Source organism: Pseudomonadota bacterium (assembly GCA_018817425.1).
Classification (GTDB): Bacteria; Desulfobacterota; Desulfobacteria; order Desulfobacterales; family RPRI01; genus RPRI01.
Genome location: JAHITX010000060.1, coordinates 51,017 through 68,255 on the forward strand (window position 1 = coordinate 51,017; position 17,239 = coordinate 68,255).

15 protein-coding genes are annotated in these 17,239 nt (G+C 37.6%); 10 read left to right on the forward strand and 5 right to left on the reverse strand.

Translation table 11 applies throughout. The features are described 5' to 3' along the window. Nucleotides 1–81: 81 nt before the first annotated feature. Both KKC46_10670 and KKC46_10675 read right to left on the reverse strand, forming a co-directional pair. On the reverse strand, nt 82–768 hold the full coding sequence (locus tag KKC46_10670; protein ID MBU1054280.1) for a hypothetical protein: 687 nt from the start codon (nt 766–768) through the stop codon (nt 82–84). Between the two features lies 1 nt (nt 769). Next, entirely contained in the window at nt 770–2,056 is a 1,287-nt protein-coding gene (locus KKC46_10675; GenBank protein ID MBU1054281.1) for a sulfite exporter TauE/SafE family protein, read from the reverse strand. 912 nt (nt 2,057–2,968) lie between these two features. On the opposite strand from KKC46_10675, the gene KKC46_10680 reads away from it, so the two are divergent. Then, entirely contained in the window at nt 2,969–5,419 is a 2,451-nt protein-coding gene (locus tag KKC46_10680) for a pyruvate, water dikinase (protein ID MBU1054282.1), read from the forward strand. 18 nt (nt 5,420–5,437) lie between these two features. On the opposite strand, the gene KKC46_10685 is transcribed toward KKC46_10680, so the two are convergent. From KKC46_10685 to KKC46_10695, 3 genes are all read right to left on the reverse strand, one after another. Further along, nucleotides 5,438–5,866 (reverse strand): response regulator, encoded by a 429-nt coding sequence (locus tag KKC46_10685; GenBank protein MBU1054283.1) that lies wholly within the window; start codon nt 5,864–5,866, stop codon nt 5,438–5,440. 1 nt (nt 5,867) lies between these two features. Then, complete coding sequence (locus tag KKC46_10690) at nt 5,868–6,290, reverse strand: response regulator (protein ID MBU1054284.1); 423 nt, start codon at nt 6,288–6,290, stop codon at nt 5,868–5,870. Between the two features lie 77 nt (nt 6,291–6,367). Beyond that, entirely contained in the window at nt 6,368–8,059 is a 1,692-nt protein-coding gene (locus KKC46_10695) for a two-component sensor histidine kinase (protein ID MBU1054285.1), read from the reverse strand. A gap of 492 nt (nt 8,060–8,551) precedes the next feature. Here KKC46_10695 and KKC46_10700 point away from each other — a divergent pair, with 492 nt between their 5' ends. The 9 genes from KKC46_10700 (at nt 8,552) to KKC46_10740 (ending at nt 17,160) form a co-directional block, all read left to right on the forward strand. Further along, complete coding sequence (locus KKC46_10700) at nt 8,552–8,947, forward strand: response regulator (protein ID MBU1054286.1); 396 nt, start codon at nt 8,552–8,554, stop codon at nt 8,945–8,947. Between the two features lie 14 nt (nt 8,948–8,961). Beyond that, entirely contained in the window at nt 8,962–10,623 is a 1,662-nt protein-coding gene (locus KKC46_10705; GenBank protein MBU1054287.1) for a GHKL domain-containing protein, read from the forward strand. 19 nt (nt 10,624–10,642) lie between these two features. Continuing rightward, a complete protein-coding gene (locus tag KKC46_10710) occupies nt 10,643–11,056 on the forward strand; it encodes a response regulator (protein ID MBU1054288.1) in 414 nt (137 codons plus the stop codon). A 100-nt stretch (nt 11,057–11,156) separates the two neighbouring features. Further along, nucleotides 11,157–11,453 carry a hypothetical protein gene (locus KKC46_10715; GenBank protein ID MBU1054289.1) on the forward strand — a complete coding sequence of 99 codons (297 nt, stop codon included), beginning with the start codon at nt 11,157–11,159 and terminating at the stop codon, nt 11,451–11,453. A 67-nt stretch (nt 11,454–11,520) separates the two neighbouring features. Beyond that, nucleotides 11,521–12,576, forward strand: a complete 1,056-nt coding sequence (locus tag KKC46_10720) for a sulfite exporter TauE/SafE family protein (protein ID MBU1054290.1) — start codon at nt 11,521–11,523, stop codon at nt 12,574–12,576. 16 nt (nt 12,577–12,592) lie between these two features. Then, a complete protein-coding gene (locus tag KKC46_10725) occupies nt 12,593–13,204 on the forward strand; it encodes a DUF4881 domain-containing protein (GenBank protein MBU1054291.1) in 612 nt (203 codons plus the stop codon). A 72-nt stretch (nt 13,205–13,276) separates the two neighbouring features. Next, a complete protein-coding gene (locus KKC46_10730) occupies nt 13,277–14,065 on the forward strand; it encodes a hypothetical protein (protein MBU1054292.1) in 789 nt (262 codons plus the stop codon). A 111-nt stretch (nt 14,066–14,176) separates the two neighbouring features. Then, entirely contained in the window at nt 14,177–14,575 is a 399-nt protein-coding gene (locus KKC46_10735; GenBank protein ID MBU1054293.1) for a response regulator, read from the forward strand. Between the two features lie 2 nt (nt 14,576–14,577). Further along, nucleotides 14,578–17,160: a phosphoenolpyruvate synthase gene (locus tag KKC46_10740; GenBank protein MBU1054294.1), complete on the forward strand. Its 2,583-nt coding sequence runs from the start codon at nt 14,578–14,580 to the stop codon at nt 17,158–17,160. The last annotated feature ends 79 nt before the right edge of the window (nt 17,161–17,239 follow it).

Below are 17,239 nucleotides of genomic sequence, written 5' to 3' on the forward strand. Positions count from 1 at the left end.
AACTACAGGCCTCCCGGTTAAAAAAGGAGGCCTGTATGGATATTGAACAATTTAAGATATTAATTGGATATAACGGGTTAGTTAGTGTCCAAGCCTTAAGCCCCAACCTTCAAACATGAACATGATACCAAAGCCATACCACATTGTGTAAATAACATAAAATACGAGGGAGAAAACAACCATACCAGCTTTTTCTGAAATATTTTGCGGAACTATTTTATAGTAATTATAAGAGCATTCAACTCCCTTTTTTGTTATGGAAGAAACAAGTTTCATTTCCTTGAATTTTTTCTGTTTGCCAAGCTCTTCCTGCATCAGCTTTAAAGCTGAATGCCAGTTAAACATTATCTTTCTTTCATTATAGCCATATTTTTCAGAAAGGGCCTGTCCATTGTTGTTAAACATATTATCAGCATCTTCAAGGCAGTTTCCCAAAATCTTATTAAAATTACCATTGATGCTTAATTGAGTTCCTGACACATTTGCTTCAGCGCCTCCTTTTATAAAAAGAAGGGCTGCTTCCTCTGCCTGCTTAGGTTCTTTCATTTCCAAAATCACGGAAATCGAATCATTATTGTATGTTTCGATTTCACTTTTAAGTTTGGGTATGTAGTAGGCTGAGCCTTTTGATATGGTATTATATAGTGAATCAAGGTAATTTAAAGCATTTTTACCTTCGAATATGGGGCAAAACATAATTGTCAGAACAACAAAAAATGCGACCAGCAACCCAACCCCGCCAAAAAATTCCTTTTTATCTGCTATCATTTTATAAAGCCTCCTCTCCTTTGAGCTTTTTAATATTTTTAAAGAAGGTGCTTATAACCCATACAGCAAAAAAGCCGATTACAATAAAAAATAAAACGTTTCCTATCATATCGAGTATTTTGCAGGTTTCTTTTGACAGGGTAATAAGCTTTATATCCGCAAGTTTACCGGGAAGAGCAAAAAAACGGTTGCTGAAGCCAGCCAGCACAGCCATTGCATAAAAACCTCTTATTGTTATACCTTTTACAACTTTGGTTGCCATGGCTCCAACCTGTATTCCTAAAAGAGAGCCGAGCAGCATACCCATTGCAAGAGTGTAGAAAATAAACCCGTAAATTGCATACTGGCTAATTGCGGCATATCCTGCTGTAAAAATAATCTGGAAGACATCAGTTCCAACTGTTGTAAGAGAAGATACCCCAAGAACATATACGAAGACCGGAAAAGTTAAAAAACCACCACCAACACCCATGATAGCTGCACAAAAACCTACAAGAGCTCCGCTTAATACAAGAAAAAGAGCCGATATTTTGCGTCCTCCGGGTACAAGACCTTCATCGAAAGTAATCATCGGAGGAATATTATATGACTGAATTTTCTTTGGAAGATTGCCAAGATCCATTCCTTCGGAATCTCCTCCATGGGCATCGCCTCCGGCATTTGGCGATTTTCTTGCCTGAAGAAAATCATAAAGAGAATATATTCCAAGAATACCGAGCATAACAACATATATTATTGTGATAAAAGCGTCACTCAATATGGGATTTATATCATAGATAACACGGTTTATCACACCTCCTGTTGTTGCCCCGGCAACAGCGCCTATTATAAATATCAGACCCAGAGCTACTGAAATATTGCCAAGTTTTCTGTGAATAACCGATCCCATAATTGCTTTGGCAAAGATATGAAAAAGATCGGTTCCTACAGCAAGAATACCTTTTATTCCGGCACTCATAAGCGCGGGCGCAATTATAAAGCCTCCGCCTGCTCCGATACATCCTGTAATCAGGCCGGCGCATATGCCTATAAGTATTGATGCAACAAAGATAGTTGGTGTAAAAAAAGCCGGGCTATAGGCGGTTTTCCCTCCCAGAAATTCCGGAAGAGCTTCTCCCAACGGTTCTGCAAATGCAAAACCACCAAGAATAATTGGTATAATTAACAAACCCAGTATCACAAGCCTTTTTTTATCTCTTAAAATTACATTTGAGATATCAAGCTCCCATTTTGCGTGGGCTCGTGCGCCCATCATCATAAATTCCCCCCACTGCTTGAAAAAATTCATATTCTTTATGCTCCTTTTTACTTTTTATTGAAAAAACCCACTAAAATTATATAACTTTGCGTAGAAGTTGCTTCTATAAAGAATTATTAAATCTAAATATCTAATTAAGCTTAAGCGGCCCGTATTTTCTAAAAAGAATTGTACTTAACAATTAAAAATGAATAGCAAAATACATACCATAAAACTTATATGTTTATATGTTAATAAAGCCATTATGCGATTAATTACAGTACTATACAATAAAGAAAGCAAAAACGATGGAAATATATAATAAACAGTCAGTCAAACCAAGGCTATGGTTTATATATTTAAATATATAGATAAATATACATATAAATCATGAATAAAATAACAATAAAATTATGTTTCATATATCCGAAATGTAATCGGCAGTGCATTTGTGGATCAGTTAAGATAAAAAACATGTCAGGATTTTTTACAATCTGTAAAGGATAATATTTCATATTCTATAGCAAGAGCTCTGTTTTGCAAGATAAAGTAACAGATAAAGTATGCACTCGTGAATAATATAAAATAATGTTGTTTTCTTAGCTGCTTGTTTTATATTTATAGAAAAAACATTGCTGTTTAACTCTATTCACGGCTAAAAATCTTTAGAATCAGTTAAATATATTGAATACTCTATAAGCCCAGGCATGCATTTGGCATATCAAAACTTACGCAAATATTTTCGAATTGAAACATTAAGCTCCATGATGTAGAGTCAAAAAACTACCATTTTAACTTTATTATTAAAGTATTATGATAAAATTTACTGAAATTTATAATAAAATTTTTAAAAGAAATAAAATAAAATCGCCATATGATTTGCAACATCTTTTGAGTGAATTCAAATCCCGATATCACAACTTTAAACTTCTATTAAGTTCCAACAATAAAGCACTTGATATTATGGCTGATATCGAGTTGCTTCTTGAAGGTAAAAAACCATTTGGCATGTCCCAGATAAAATCTCATTGTACTGCTGCATCGGTTAATGTTTATAAAATGTTAAAAAACTTTGATGAACTTGTCCCGGGAAAATACAGTGAATTGTTTTCCCGATTCAACGATATACAGCAGGACATAAATAATATTGTTTCACAAAAAAAGTCTGCAACTGATCACAGACTAGTTATACCTCTTGTTTCAGTTAACAAAGATATGGCCGACTTTATCGGAAGTAAAATGGCTAATATCGGAGAAATAAAAAACAGACTTAATATACTAGTGCCATCAGGTTTTGTTGTTACTTCTGCGGCCTATGATAAACTGATTTCACATAATGATCTCCAGGCTGAGATAGAAAGGCTTTTTCAGACAACCGACACCGATAATATGGAACAACTTTATACTTTGTCTTCAAAGATCCGGCAAATGATTATGAGATCTGAAGTGCCTGATGAACTTGAAGATTCCATTATTAAATCCGTTTACGACATAGAATATATCAGGGGCAGGAAAATACGCTTTGCTTTAAGAAGCAGTGCTATCGGAGAGGATACTGCTAAAAACACATTTGCAGGTCTTTATCACTCAGAATTAAATGTTGGTGTCGACAATATTATTGACGCATATAAAACTGTGATAGCAGGAAAGTATTCGCTTCCAGCTATTACATACAGGCTGGAAAGAGGGTTTCGGGATGAAGATATTCAAATGCCGGTTGGTTGCATGGAAATGGTGGATGCTGTTTCGGGAGGAGTATTATATTCAAGAAACCCTTTGGATATGAGTGATGATTATATTTTTATTAATTCAGCATGGGGTTTGCCCAAGTCGGTTGTTGACGGAAGTATTGATTGCGACCTTTTTGTCGTTTCAAAAAAACCGCCGATTACGCTTGTACATGAAGATATAAAAGTAAAATCAAAAAAGTTTGTCTGCTTTTACGAAGAAGGCGTATGCCGCATGGATAATACCGGAGAATCAAAAGATCTTCCCTCTTTGACCAGGGAACAGATGTATAGTTTATGCAACATGGCGCTTGCGATAGAAAAATATTACTGCTCGCCACAAGATATTGAATGGGCGGTTGACGGCAAAGGGTCGATTTATCTGCTTCAGTGTCGGCCATTACAGGTATCGGAAAAATATAAAGAGGTTGTGTTTCAGGATCATGCAAAAAAGGATGCAACCGTTTTAGTTAAAGGAGGCATTACCGCAAGCCCAGGAGTAGCATCCGGAAAAGTTTTTCATGTTGATAAGGCAGTTGATATTTTAAAATTTCCGGAAGGAGCCGTGCTTGTAGCAAGGCAGGCGTTGCCGGCATGGGCGCCTCTTTTAAACAGAGCTTCTGCTGTTATTACTGAACAGGGAGGTTTTGCCGGTCATCTTGCAAATGTTGCCCGGGAAACGGAAGTGCCTGCTCTTTTCGGTGTCCCCATGGTTTATGATAAATTAAAAGATGATGAAATTGTAACGGTTGATGCAAACTGCCTTGCCATCCATGCCGGAATAATAAAATGTCTGTCGGATCCTTTTGAGAAACAGAATAATCTTATGCATAACAGCCCTGTTTATGATGTTCTGAAAAAAGTAAGCAGGCACATTGTTCCTCTTAGCCTTCTTGATCCTGATTCGCGTGGCTTTAAACCTTTAAATTGCATATCCTTGCACGATATCACCCGGTTTATACATGAAAAATCAGTGCATGAGATGTTTAATTTCGGGAAGGAACATAACTTTTCAGAGCGTTCAGGAAAACGGCTTGTGGATAAAATCCCGATGCAGTGGTGGGTTTTAAATCTGGATGATGGGTTTAAAGAAGAAGTTGTTGGAAAGTTCGTTCATCTTGATAATATTATATCTATTCCAATGCTTGCAATATGGGAAGGAATCACTTCGATTAAATGGGATGGGCCTCCTCCTGTTGATGGGAAAGGACTTGCCAATGTGATGTTTGAAGCCACTTTAAATCCTGCTCTGACAACCGGTCTTCGATCCAAATATGCTGAAAAAAATTACTTCATGATATCTAAGTCGTTTTGCAGTCTAAGTTCAAGGCTGGGTTTTCACTTTTCCACAATAGAAAGTATTGTATGTGACCGGGAAGGAGAAAATTATATCAGTTTTCAGTTTAAAGGTGGTGCAGCTGATCATGACAGAAAACTCAAAAGAGTCCTGTTTCTTGCGGAAATACTGGAAAGATACGGCTTCAGAGTAAGCGTTAAAAAAGACAGCCTGTTTTCAAGGGTAGACAACAGAGAAAGAGTATTTATGGAACAGCGCCTTAAAATACTGGGCTATCTGACAATTCACACAAGACAGATTGATATGATTATGTCAAAAGAGTCCGCTGTAAATCATTACAAAAAGAAATATTTCGCAGATATTGAGAAGATAATAGGTGCCGAAGGCTAAAGCTTTGTTAAGCGCTTATCAGTAACTTTCGGATTTACCCCTATTTTCTTCAAGGCGGGTTATTTTTCCTTCCTGAATTTTTTTTCTTTTATAGGCGTCTTCGAGCTTATATAGCAATTCATCAACATCGGTTGGTTTCATCAGATAGTCAAAAGCTCCAAGTTCCATTCCCTCAACAGCAACCTCAACGTTCGCATGCCCCGTCAGCATAACTACTTCAACAAGGGGCTTTATCTTTTTAATTTCTCTTAATGTCTGTATGCCGTCCATGCCCTGCATTTTTACATCCAGAACAACAAGATCCGGTGGAGACTCTTTTAAAATTGTAAGTGCCTCTTCTCCGCTATATACTCCACTTGCCTTTACCTTTCTCTTTAACAACCTTTTTAACAATGTGTCTAAAAACTCTTTTTCATCATCTACTATAAGAACGCTGAATTCGTACACTTTAATTGCCTCCTGCCTTTGAGCAAACCTGTATGATCTTATTAAACAAATCTTCAAAATCACACGGCTTTGTGAGATATTCAGCAGCGCCGTAATTAACAGCTTCTTCCGACGCAGCCTCCGATCCGTGTCCTGTCAGTATTATTACCGGAAGTTCCGGAGTCATTTTCCCGAAAATTTTCAAAACCTCGATTCCATCCATATCTTCCATCTTAAGATCAAGAACCGCTACATCAAAATCGGTTTTTCGCATAGCCCTGAGCGCTTCTGTTCCTGAAAAAGCTTTTGTTACATCAAAATTTCTTTTTGAAAGTCTTTTGGCAATAACATTGACAAAGTCTTTTTCATCATCCACAAACAATACCTTGATAGGGTCATTATTTTTATCGGGTTCTGCATTTATGCTTTGTTTTCTTTCCGCCATTTTAAATTACCTGTTCTTGCTCCAGCAAAGTATCCATCGCCTACGATGGCTCTTATGTCTATCGAAAAAACCGCTTATTAATTTCTTTTGGTGGGAAGCCGTATATAAAATGTTGTCCCGGCATCGACTACACTTATAACATCGATTATTCCTCCCATCTTTTTTACTATTCCGTAGCATATTGAAAGTCCCAATCCGGTTCCTTTCCCCACAGGCTTTGTTGTGAAGAAGGGGTCGAATATCCTGGCAAGATTTGATTTGGGAATTCCAGGGCCATCATCAGCTATGCTGATTACTGTTTCATTTGCTTCCAGAAAGCTTGTCAGTGTTATATTTCCACCTCTTTTTTCCAAAGCATCCAAAGCATTATTCATAAGATTCAAAAAAACCTGCTGTATTTCAGTATGTGACAGCCGTAATATCGGGAGGTTTTGCTGAAGATTGGATTTTATGCTGACATTGCTGAATTTCGCTCTTTGCGAGCAAAAACTTACCACATCATTTATTACATCGTTTATATTGGTATCTTCCAATACAGTATCCGTTTTCCTGGCAAAACTCAAAAGCTTTTTAGTAATATCCCGGCATCTTTTTCCCTGGGTCTTTATTTGCGCAAGCGCCCTTTCAAGTTCTTTCCTGTTTTCCGTGTTGCTTAAAGGCTCATCCTCCATAAAGTCGTGAACCCAACCTGCTTCTTCAACCATAATTGCAACAGGATTATTGATCTCATGAGCTATGCCGGCTGCAAGCTCACCAAGTGAAGCCAGTTTTCCTGTTTCTAAAATCTTTTGGTTCATGGCTTCTTTTTCTTCATCCGTTTTGGCTATTTTGGCTATTATCCATTTTGAAAGCAAAAAGGCGGTTATCATGATTACTATGCCGTCTATCAGAATAATAAGAATAGTAATATGTTTAGCATCAGTCAGCTCGGCAAAGGCATCCGATTTGTCTTGCTGGCAGATAAGTACCCAGTCACCGTTTTTTATCAAAGAGGCTACATATAAATGCTTTTTCTCCGAATCATCCTCTATCTCGGAAAAATATATCTCCTCTTTTGTGCTGATTCCTTTTTTAATATTGTTGAAAATGGAATATACTTTGCTGGAAACGACTTCAGAATTAGGTTTTGACTGAAATTCTCCTTTGCTGTTTAGTATGAATGCAAACCCGGTTTTGCCTATCCGGAGGTTTTCAACAAGAGAATTGAAAGTAGCAAAGCTTATAGTTGTTTTTAATATCCATGGAAGTCCATTGTTGTTTTGTCTGACAGCGATTATAAAATGAGGAGTGCCCCGCAGGCCAAGAAATATATCGCTTATAAAATAATTGCTGTTAATTGCCTTCCGAAACCACTGAGTTTCCGAATAATTAGCCTTTTCCAGTTTAAAAGGTCCAGCATAAGTTATCTGAATGCCTTTGTCATTAATTACTCCAAGGTCTTCAAAAACAGAACCATATTCAGTCTGTAGCGAAGCAAGGCTGTTGTTTAGAAAGTCTTCATTATTAAGTTCCTCAAAAGTAAATGATTTTGCCATAAATCTTATACTGTTTAATTTTTCCAGCAAAAAACCGTCAATATTTTGCTTATGCTTTAAAACAAGTTCGCCGAGATGGGCGTTTTGTTTTTTATGGTAGGAAGCACTGAAGCGTTCTAAAATAATGCCGCTGACCGTGACTAAAGGAACAAAAGAAAGCGCAATAATAATAAAAAGCATTTTTTTTAAAAGGTATTTATAATAAGGATCTTTTAGTTGGTTTTTCCAGGTCATGGTATAAAATCAGAAATTGTTTTTTCAACAGTTATGCAAGTATATGTTTTTGTCTATCTTATAATCTATCGTCTGTAAAGTTGTTTTTGGCGGACACATGGATGAAAAATCAGGACGTGTTCGTGTTTTTAATATTAATTATTGAAAAAAAGGTTATATGTATTTGTTTATATAGGATATATATATTAATAAGCGCCGTAGGAATCAACTCAAGAAATAAGTTTTTGTTAGTTTGTTATGTATTTTTTAAAGCAACCCCGGTTTAACTCTTTCCTTTCAAAAAAACCGGAAATCCCCATACAATATTTCGGCAGTATGTCATAGTGTATTTTACATATTGTAAAAAATATCGACACAGATCTTAAAAATCACAAATTGCGTATCATGACTTATTCTAATAAATCTATATGTTATAAATATATGCCTTTAAATAAAGATGGCACATGTCTTGCCTTAATATTTGTAAAATAATTTATACCGGGGGAATAGGCATTGAAAAAAGAATTCAAAATACTAATTGCAGACCGAAACTCCAATGTTAGAGAATTTTTAAAGCGTGAAATGACAGACGAAGGATATGCCGTTGTTATGGCGGAAAATGGAAGGGATGTTTTAAAATGGGTATATAATCTTAATCCTGTCGATCTTTTAATACTTGATCCTGATTTGCCCGATGCTGATGAATCTTTATTGCTGATGAAACTTAATCAAAAAACCCCCTACATTCCGGTAGTACTTCATACATTTTTTTCAGATTATATTGCTACTTCAAAAATTCTTGCTCTATCAGAGTTTGTTGAAAAAGGCGGAAACAGCATAGAACAACTTAAAAAAATTATTGAAACTATTTTAAAGAACAATATCAGCACAAACCTTGGAAAAGGATAGGCGGAGGTACTGATATGAAAAGAAGGTTATACGCAAATCTTCAGAGAAGAATTATTCTTATAACCCTATTTGTTTCCTTCGTACCGCTGATCTTTCTTAGTATTACAATCTACCAACAATTTGCACGTGTTTTTAAAAACAAAATTCAAGAACAAATCACTTATCGGGCTAGAGTTCAGAGTAATGCTATAGAACTATTCCTAAAAGAACGCACTGCAATTCTTTTGGCTATGTCCGACTCATATACATTTGATTTCCTATCGGAAAAAAATAATCTCGAGAAAATCTTCAAAATAATGAACAACCGGGTTGGAGGGTTCATTGATCTGGGAATGATAGACAGCTCCGGCCGTCATGTCGCTTACATCGGTCCTTATAACCTCCTTGATGTTAATTATTATTCGGAACCATGGTTTCATGAGGTTGAAAGCAAGGGTGTTTATGTAAGTGATGTGTTTATGGGATATAGAAACGTACCTCATTTTATTATCGCCCTCCAGCGTCAGGAAGCAAACAGAAGATGGATACTAAGAGCGACTATAGATTCCGATGTTTTTGAAAGCCTCGTTCGTACCGCACAGGTTGGAAAAACAGGGGATGCTTTTATTATAAACAAAGATGGCTACTACCAAACCAGCATGCGTTTTGGAGGCGCAATTCTTTCCAAATCGAGCATAGACACTACTATCTTCGGAGAGGGAACAATGGCGCTGGAAAAGATAAACGAACATGGGAAAAAGTTGTTATATGCCGGCCGCTGGTTTAAAAAAAACAACTGGCTTCTTGTTATAAGCCAGGATGCTTCCGAAGAAATGACACACCTTTTCAAAACAAAACAAATGGAAATTGTTATCGTAACAATAGGCTGTCTGATGATAATTTTTACTACTATCTTTACAACTCACAAAATCATAAAACGTCTGGAATATGCAGACAATAAGATGAACGAACTTAATGCTCAACTCGTTCATTCGGATAAACTGGCTGCCCTTGGCAAGATGGCCACAGGTGTTGCCCATGAAATAAATAATCCTCTTGCAGTAATAGCTGAAAAAACAGGTTGGATGGAAGATCTCTTAGAGGAAGAAGAGTTTCAGAGCAGCCAAAATCTCGAAGAGTATAAAAAGTCGCTTTTAAAAATCGAAGAGCATGTTGAAAGGGCAAGAAAGGTTACACATGGAATGCTCGGATTTGCGCGCAGGATGGAACCTCACTTAGAAGATGTTGACATTAATAAGGTCATTAATGAAACAATAACTTTTCTTGAAAGTTATGCCCGTACAAATAATATCTCTATAATAAATGATTCAAAATCCGATCTTCCTATTATCGCAAGTGATCATTCACAGATACAGCAGGTATTTTTGAATCTTTTGACCAACGCTATAGATGCGGTAGGAAAAGATGGAAATATATATATAAGCAGTAAAAGCAATGATTCTAAAATAGCAGTCAGCATAAAAGACAATGGGCCTGGGATTCCCAAAGAGCGTCAGACAAGAGTTTTTGAACCCTTTTTCACCACCAAAAAATCGGGCAAAGGCACAGGGCTTGGTTTATCCGTCAGTTATAATATTGTAAAGAATCTGGGTGGAACCATAAACCTTGAAAGTGAAGAAGGGAAAGGGACAACATTTACCGTTACACTTCCGGTTGTTGTTCCTGAAAAGAAATAAAAGCAAAACAGGAGGACTAATGTTTACCTTCCGTGTATTAATTGTTGATGATGAAACTGATTTTCTGGAAACAATAGTAAATCGTCTGCAAAAAAGGAAAATAGAGGCAACAGGAGTTTTAAGCGGAGAAGCCGCATTAGACCTTATTAATAAAACATCCTTTGATGTTGTTTTGCTGGACGTCAAGATGCCGGGTGGAATTGACGGGATAGAGGTGTTAAGAGCGATAAAAAAATTACATCCTTTAACCGAAGTAATACTTCTAACTGGTCATGCCGCTTTAGAAACCAGTATTGAAGGATTAAAGCTGGGAGCATTCGATTATCTGCTCAAACCGGTGAAGTTCGCAGAACTACTTGAAAAGCTTACAGCGGCTTGTAAAAAGAAAAATGCACAGCAACTGAAAATTAACAGTGCAAAAATACAAAAATAATTTGGCATCATAAGGCATATTTTTATTAAATACTGTTGAAACTTAAACTATACGCCCGTGAGGCGAAAAAATAATAAAACATAAAAAGGAGGGTAACAAAATGCGTAAATTGTGGTTTAAACTTACAGGTATGATTACAATGACATTTCTTGTTATAGCCAATGCAGCTTTGGCGGGAGGGGAGAAAGCTTCACTTCTCGTTATAGTAGCCGACACCCGTAAGTTAAGCGGCTGGGAGGCATGGTTTGCCAATCTTTATAATGAAAGTCATGTGTATTTCACAATTTTAACAGTTGTATCCATTCCGATTATCGGAGTGATTTTTGGTGTTATAGCAGACCTGGTTATGTCCAGGATAGGAATAGACCTAAAATCCAGGGAATTGTCCGAACACTGAGATTTACGGCTATCCTTAAGGGAGAGAAATATAATTATAATAAATAATATTTTCTGGAGGTTATATCATGGATTGGTTATATGTTCTGATGCCCATTTCGGGAGTTACAGTATTCTGGCCAGGCCTTGTCATCCTTGGGGTCGGGGTCGGAATAATTGGTGGTTTTTTTGGTATGGGCGGGGCTTGGATGGTTACGCCCGGGCTTAATATTCTTGGTTTTCCCATGGCCTTTGCCATAGGAACCGATATTGCCCACATGGCTGGAAAGTCTCTTATTTCCACAATGCGGCACGGCAGGTTCGGAAATGTTGATTACCGGCTTGGCATGATCATGCTCGTAGGCACTATTGTGGGATTTGAGTGCGGCGCACAGATGATAATGTGGCTTGAACGAATAGGAAAAGTAGAGTTTATTGTACGATGGATGTATGTTGTACTTCTTATTCTTATCGCATGGATGGTTTTTGCAGATGTAGCTAAAAAGAAAAGAAAAGAAAAAGACGCCAGGGATCAAGGTCTGGATGTTGACAAACTTGCCACTGGTCTTGAATGGCACAAAACTTTTCATAAACTTAAAATACCCCCTATGATACATTTTAAGGCAGCTGGATTTACCTGCTCTGCGTGGCTGCCAATTTTTATCAGTTTTCTTACAGGCTGGCTGGCCGGCATCCTTGGCATAGGCGGAGGACTTATACGTATGCCCGCTCTTATCTATTTCATAGGTTGTCCTACCCACATAGCCGTCGGAACAGACCTTTTTGAAGTTATGATATCAGGTCTTTACGGAGCCGGCACATATACTTTCAAAGGCAGAACGGAACTTGTCGCCGTTGTTATAATGCTGTGCGGTGCCGCTGTAGGAGCACAAATCGGAACAGTAGCGACCAAATATATCAAAGGTTACGGAATTCGTATCGCTTTTGGAATTGCTGTTATCGGCTGCTGTGTTTCCATTATAATGAAGCTTATTCCAAGGTATGTGGCAGGAACCAAAGCTATAATGGATACTTGCTCAACAGTTCTTATACTAGGGCTTGTTGGCGCTTTGTCTCTGTATATTCTTGTCAGAATGATCCAGGGCGCAAAGAATGAAATTGCTATGAAGAAGGGAGGCGCTTAGCATGAGAAAGCATACTATGATAAAAAAACATGGCCTGTTTACCGTATTGTCTGCTTTATCATTTATTTTTATCTTTGCCTGCGGAAAATTAGGAAATGTAGATCAGGGCAGAGTTATCGAATTTGATAAAGAAAAAGCAACGGTTACACTAATAAGAGACTTTAATGCCGACCCGAAGAATCCGGACTATACACATCTTCCGCCTTATACATATGAGATGCCGAAGAACCCTGATGAAATCGGAGCTCTTCCCAAAGCCGGTAAACGTATGCAACTGGATACCGAGAAAAACCAGATAGTCATATTTGATACAGCCACACAAAACTTTAAAGCAATAGATTACAAAGTAATCGATCAGAAAGATAATGTGGCCAAGAAAGACCCACTGGTCTACGATGAGGAAACTGAGGAACCTAAAACTTTTCCTATTATAGACAAAGCAAATAAAACTATTACCCTTTATTCGGGTAGGCAAAAAATTCTCATTACTTTTTCACTTCCTGAGCAATATTTTGCTCTACCGGACGATACCTGGGATTCAGGAGATGAAGTCCGCATATATTATAAGGTGGAAGGGAAGGCAAGACGGTTTATGAATATCAGCAAAACCGATATTTTCAAGAAATAACAAATTGATGCCTTCATAAAAAGTCGTTTATTGACTTTTTGTGAAGGCGACTAAAACGGAGATAAAGCGGCAATGAATGATATGGAAAAAACCCTGCGCTTAAGAAGAGCTGTTGGAAAAGTTGCCGCCATACTTTGTGTTATTGTCTGTTTTTCACTCATTGATACAATAATAGCAGGGTTCAGGCAATCAGCAACCGAATTTGATGTTCTTCCGGGAACATCGGTAGAATTAAATGGGCTCACAGCAGAAAAGGTTAAAAGTGGCGATGAAATTGTCTATAAAAGCAGCTCAGATTTTATTCAAATTTCAATTGATTCACTTCAGAAAGGCCACTGGTTTGGTAATAACATGTGGCAGGGACATCTTATAATAAGTCCGGACGCAAAAGCCGGCGAATACAGCATCATCGTCGGCATTAAAGATATAAACCTGCAAAAAAAACACGATAAATTTCTTGTAAGAGTATATAAGGATTATGCGAAATATCAACAAAGCTTCAAATCTGTAATAAAACGATACATAGATATTTCGCCATGGGTTTTTGCGGCTTCTTTTTTACCGTTTATTATTCTATCTTTCGGGTATATATTTATACTATCCGGAAAAATTGAAAATCAGATGGCAAAGCAGAAAAAGGCGGTAATTTACAAAGTAAAAAATACTAAAGAAACATGTGAAATCTTTTTTGGCTTGGGTATGGATCATGGCATTAAAGTAAGCACATGCCTTACCGTTTTCAATGATAAGGGCCAACCAGTGGGAACCGCTGTAGTTAATAGTGCAAATGGCATAGACTCTATTGCTTGCGCGGAATTGGGTTGCCTGATTAAACCCGGCTATATTGTATCAGTCTCCTGATAAATACAACTCATATTATTTTATATTATTGATATATATTGATTATTAGAATAATCTTATCCTTTTTTAACTTATAAACTTTTACGATTCATATAACATGGAAATCAACAAATGAATAATATACGCCTTTTACTGGTGGATGATGAGGAAGATTTCAGAATAACACTGACAGCGAGATTAAAAAGGAGAAATATTGATGTTGTCGATGTTAGTAGCGGTGAAAAAGCAATAGAATTAATCAGAAATAATAAATTCGATGTAGTCATAGTTGATATTAAGATGCCTGGTATTGATGGAATAGAAACCTTAAGATATTTAAAAAGGATAGACCCGCTATTAGAGGTAATACTTCTTACCGGACATGCTTCGGTGGAGGCAGGCATAGAGGGGATAAAATTGGGAGCTTATGACTATATTGTCAAGCCGTGTAATTTAAATGATCTTTTATCCAAAGTTGAGGATGCTCATCGTCGAAGGCATATAGAGGAAGAACGCATTCGGGAAAAATAAGAATGTTTAAAAAGCTTAAGTTATTTTACAGAGAAAAAACATCCAAAAGCAATCATGAAAGAGATAATATATCTGATCTCTTCAGATATAAATATTCCTGCTTTAAAATGCTCTTGGATTCAAACTCCGAATTTTTAAAAATAATAAGTGACATTGAGGAAAAACTTATAGGACAGCAGGTATTTGGCATGTCGTATATAAGATCAAGATCAGGCAAGGCAATTTTCCATGCTCTAAGGATGGTAAAAAACCTGGATGATCTTTCCGGCCATCGATATTCTTTACTTTTTGATATGGTTGAAAAAATAAATATAAATATTAAAGAAATTCTCAAGAAAAAAAAGGAGGATTTCCCTGCTGAATTTATTTTACCTTATTCAATGATAAATTCGGAGATGACTGACTGGGTGGGAGGTAAAAACGCCAATCTTGGCGAAGTATATAACAAAGTTTGTCTTCCTATACCACGCGGATTTGCCATCACCACACGGGCTTTTAAATTATTTATGCTGAAAACTGATCTATTGGACAAAATCAGCAAAAAAAAGATGGAGATCGACCCTGATGATCCTGAAACAATAAAAACCATCAGCGAGGACATTTGCAGTTTGATATTATCATCTAAGGTGCCTCCTGAACTGGAAAAAGCTATAAATCTTGCCTATGCACAACTTGCAGAAACTGCTTCTGATGTAAACCCTTTGAAACCTTCGTTAAGGGTGGCAATGAGAAGCAGCGCAATAGGAGAAGATGGAGAACATTCATCTGCAGGTCAATATCTGTCCAGATTAAATGTGCCGGGAAGCCAGCTGATTCAGTCATACAAGGAAATTGCAGCAAGTCTTTATACACCACAGGCTATTACCTACCGCCTCAATAAAGGAATAAGAGATGAAGACATCGGCATGAGCGTAGCCTGTCTTCAGATGGTGGATTCTGTTTCAAGCGGTGTTATGTATTCAGGAAATCCTCTCAATCTGCTGGAAAAAAATATTATCATCACTGCTGTATTGGGGCTGGGGCCTTATGCTGTTGGAGGAATTGTAACTCCTGACAGATACCTTGTGGATAATGATGGCCGGGTAATTGAAGCGGATATTTCTTATAAGACCGTTAAACTAGTCAGTAATCCTGATGATGGATTAATGGAAACCGATGTTTCGGATGAACTTCGCCACAAACCCTGCCTATCACCAGAAGAAATAAGTATACTTGCAGGATATGCCACAAAACTCGAAAAACATTTCGGGTGCTCTCAGGATATAGAGTGGGCTCTTGCTCCTGACGGTAATCTTCTTATCCTTCAAAGCCGACCATTACATGCCGAACAATATGGAAAGACTATTCCTATAACGCCTGTATTTACTCAATACCCTCTTTTGATAGAAAAAGGCATGAGCGTTTCAGGCGGGGTAGGTTCAGGGCCTGCTTTTATAGTTGCTTCAGATGAAGATCTCTTGAATTTCCCGGATGGATCGGTTCTTATAGCAAGACATTCTTCCCCTAAGCTTGTCATGGCTATGAAAAAAACCCGGGCTATAATAACCGATATCGGCAACATAGCCGGGCATATGGCCTCTCTTGCCAGGGAATTTGGTGTTCCTACAATTGTAAACGCCTATGATGCAACCACCAGGATACCGTCCGGCATGGAAATTACCGTAGATGCCTACTCAGGAAGGGTATATCAGGGAAGGGTACATGAATTGGAGCCATTTCAGAATAAAGGCAAATTCCCCATGAAGGACACGCCGGTGTACAAGATTTTAAGAGAAGTAAGCGACTGGATAATTCCTCTGAATCTCACGGATGCAAGATCGCCAAATTTTACACCTGATTCATGCAAATCTCTTCATGACATAAGTCGCCTTGCTCACGAATTCTCCTACACTGAGATGTTTCAACTCAGTGACTTTGTCTGCGAAAAAAATGGAATAGCTTTTAAACTTAAGAGCAATATTCCGCTTGATCTTTATGTTATTGATATAGGTGGCGGCTTTACCGAAACGAATACGGATCATAAGAATGTAACTCCCGACAAGATAGCTTCAATTCCTTTTAAAGCGCTGCTTGGAGGAATGATACATGAAGATTTTCAAAAAGAGCATTTGCGCCCTGTGGAATTCAAAGGCTTTTTATCCGTGATGAAAGAACAGATGCTTTCTCCTCCTTCTCAGGTTGAAAGGTTCGGTGACCGAAGCTACGCCATAATTTCAGATAAATATCTTAATTTCAGTTCGCGTGTGGGTTATCACTATGGTGTCCTTGATTCCTATTGCTCCCAGACAGTTAATATGAACTATATTTCATTTTCGTTTAAGGGCGGAGCCGCCGATGATATAAGGAGAAACAGACGAGCAAGGACTATCGCAATAATCCTTAAGTCAAACGATTTTGCCGTAGAAGTCACAGGAGATAAGGTCAGCGCGCGATATCAGAAGCACGAAAGCGCTCTCATTGAACAAAAGCTTGATATAATCGGGCGTCTCTTACTGTTCACACGACAAATGGATATGCTTATGACAAATGAGGCAAGCGTAGAAGCATTGGCCAAAAACTTTATGGTTGAAAAATATACGTTTTGATGGACTCTTCAATACGCCATCAGTACTATCCCATGAAACTTAAGCTGAAACCGTTTAAAAAGTACAAATCACCTTTTTG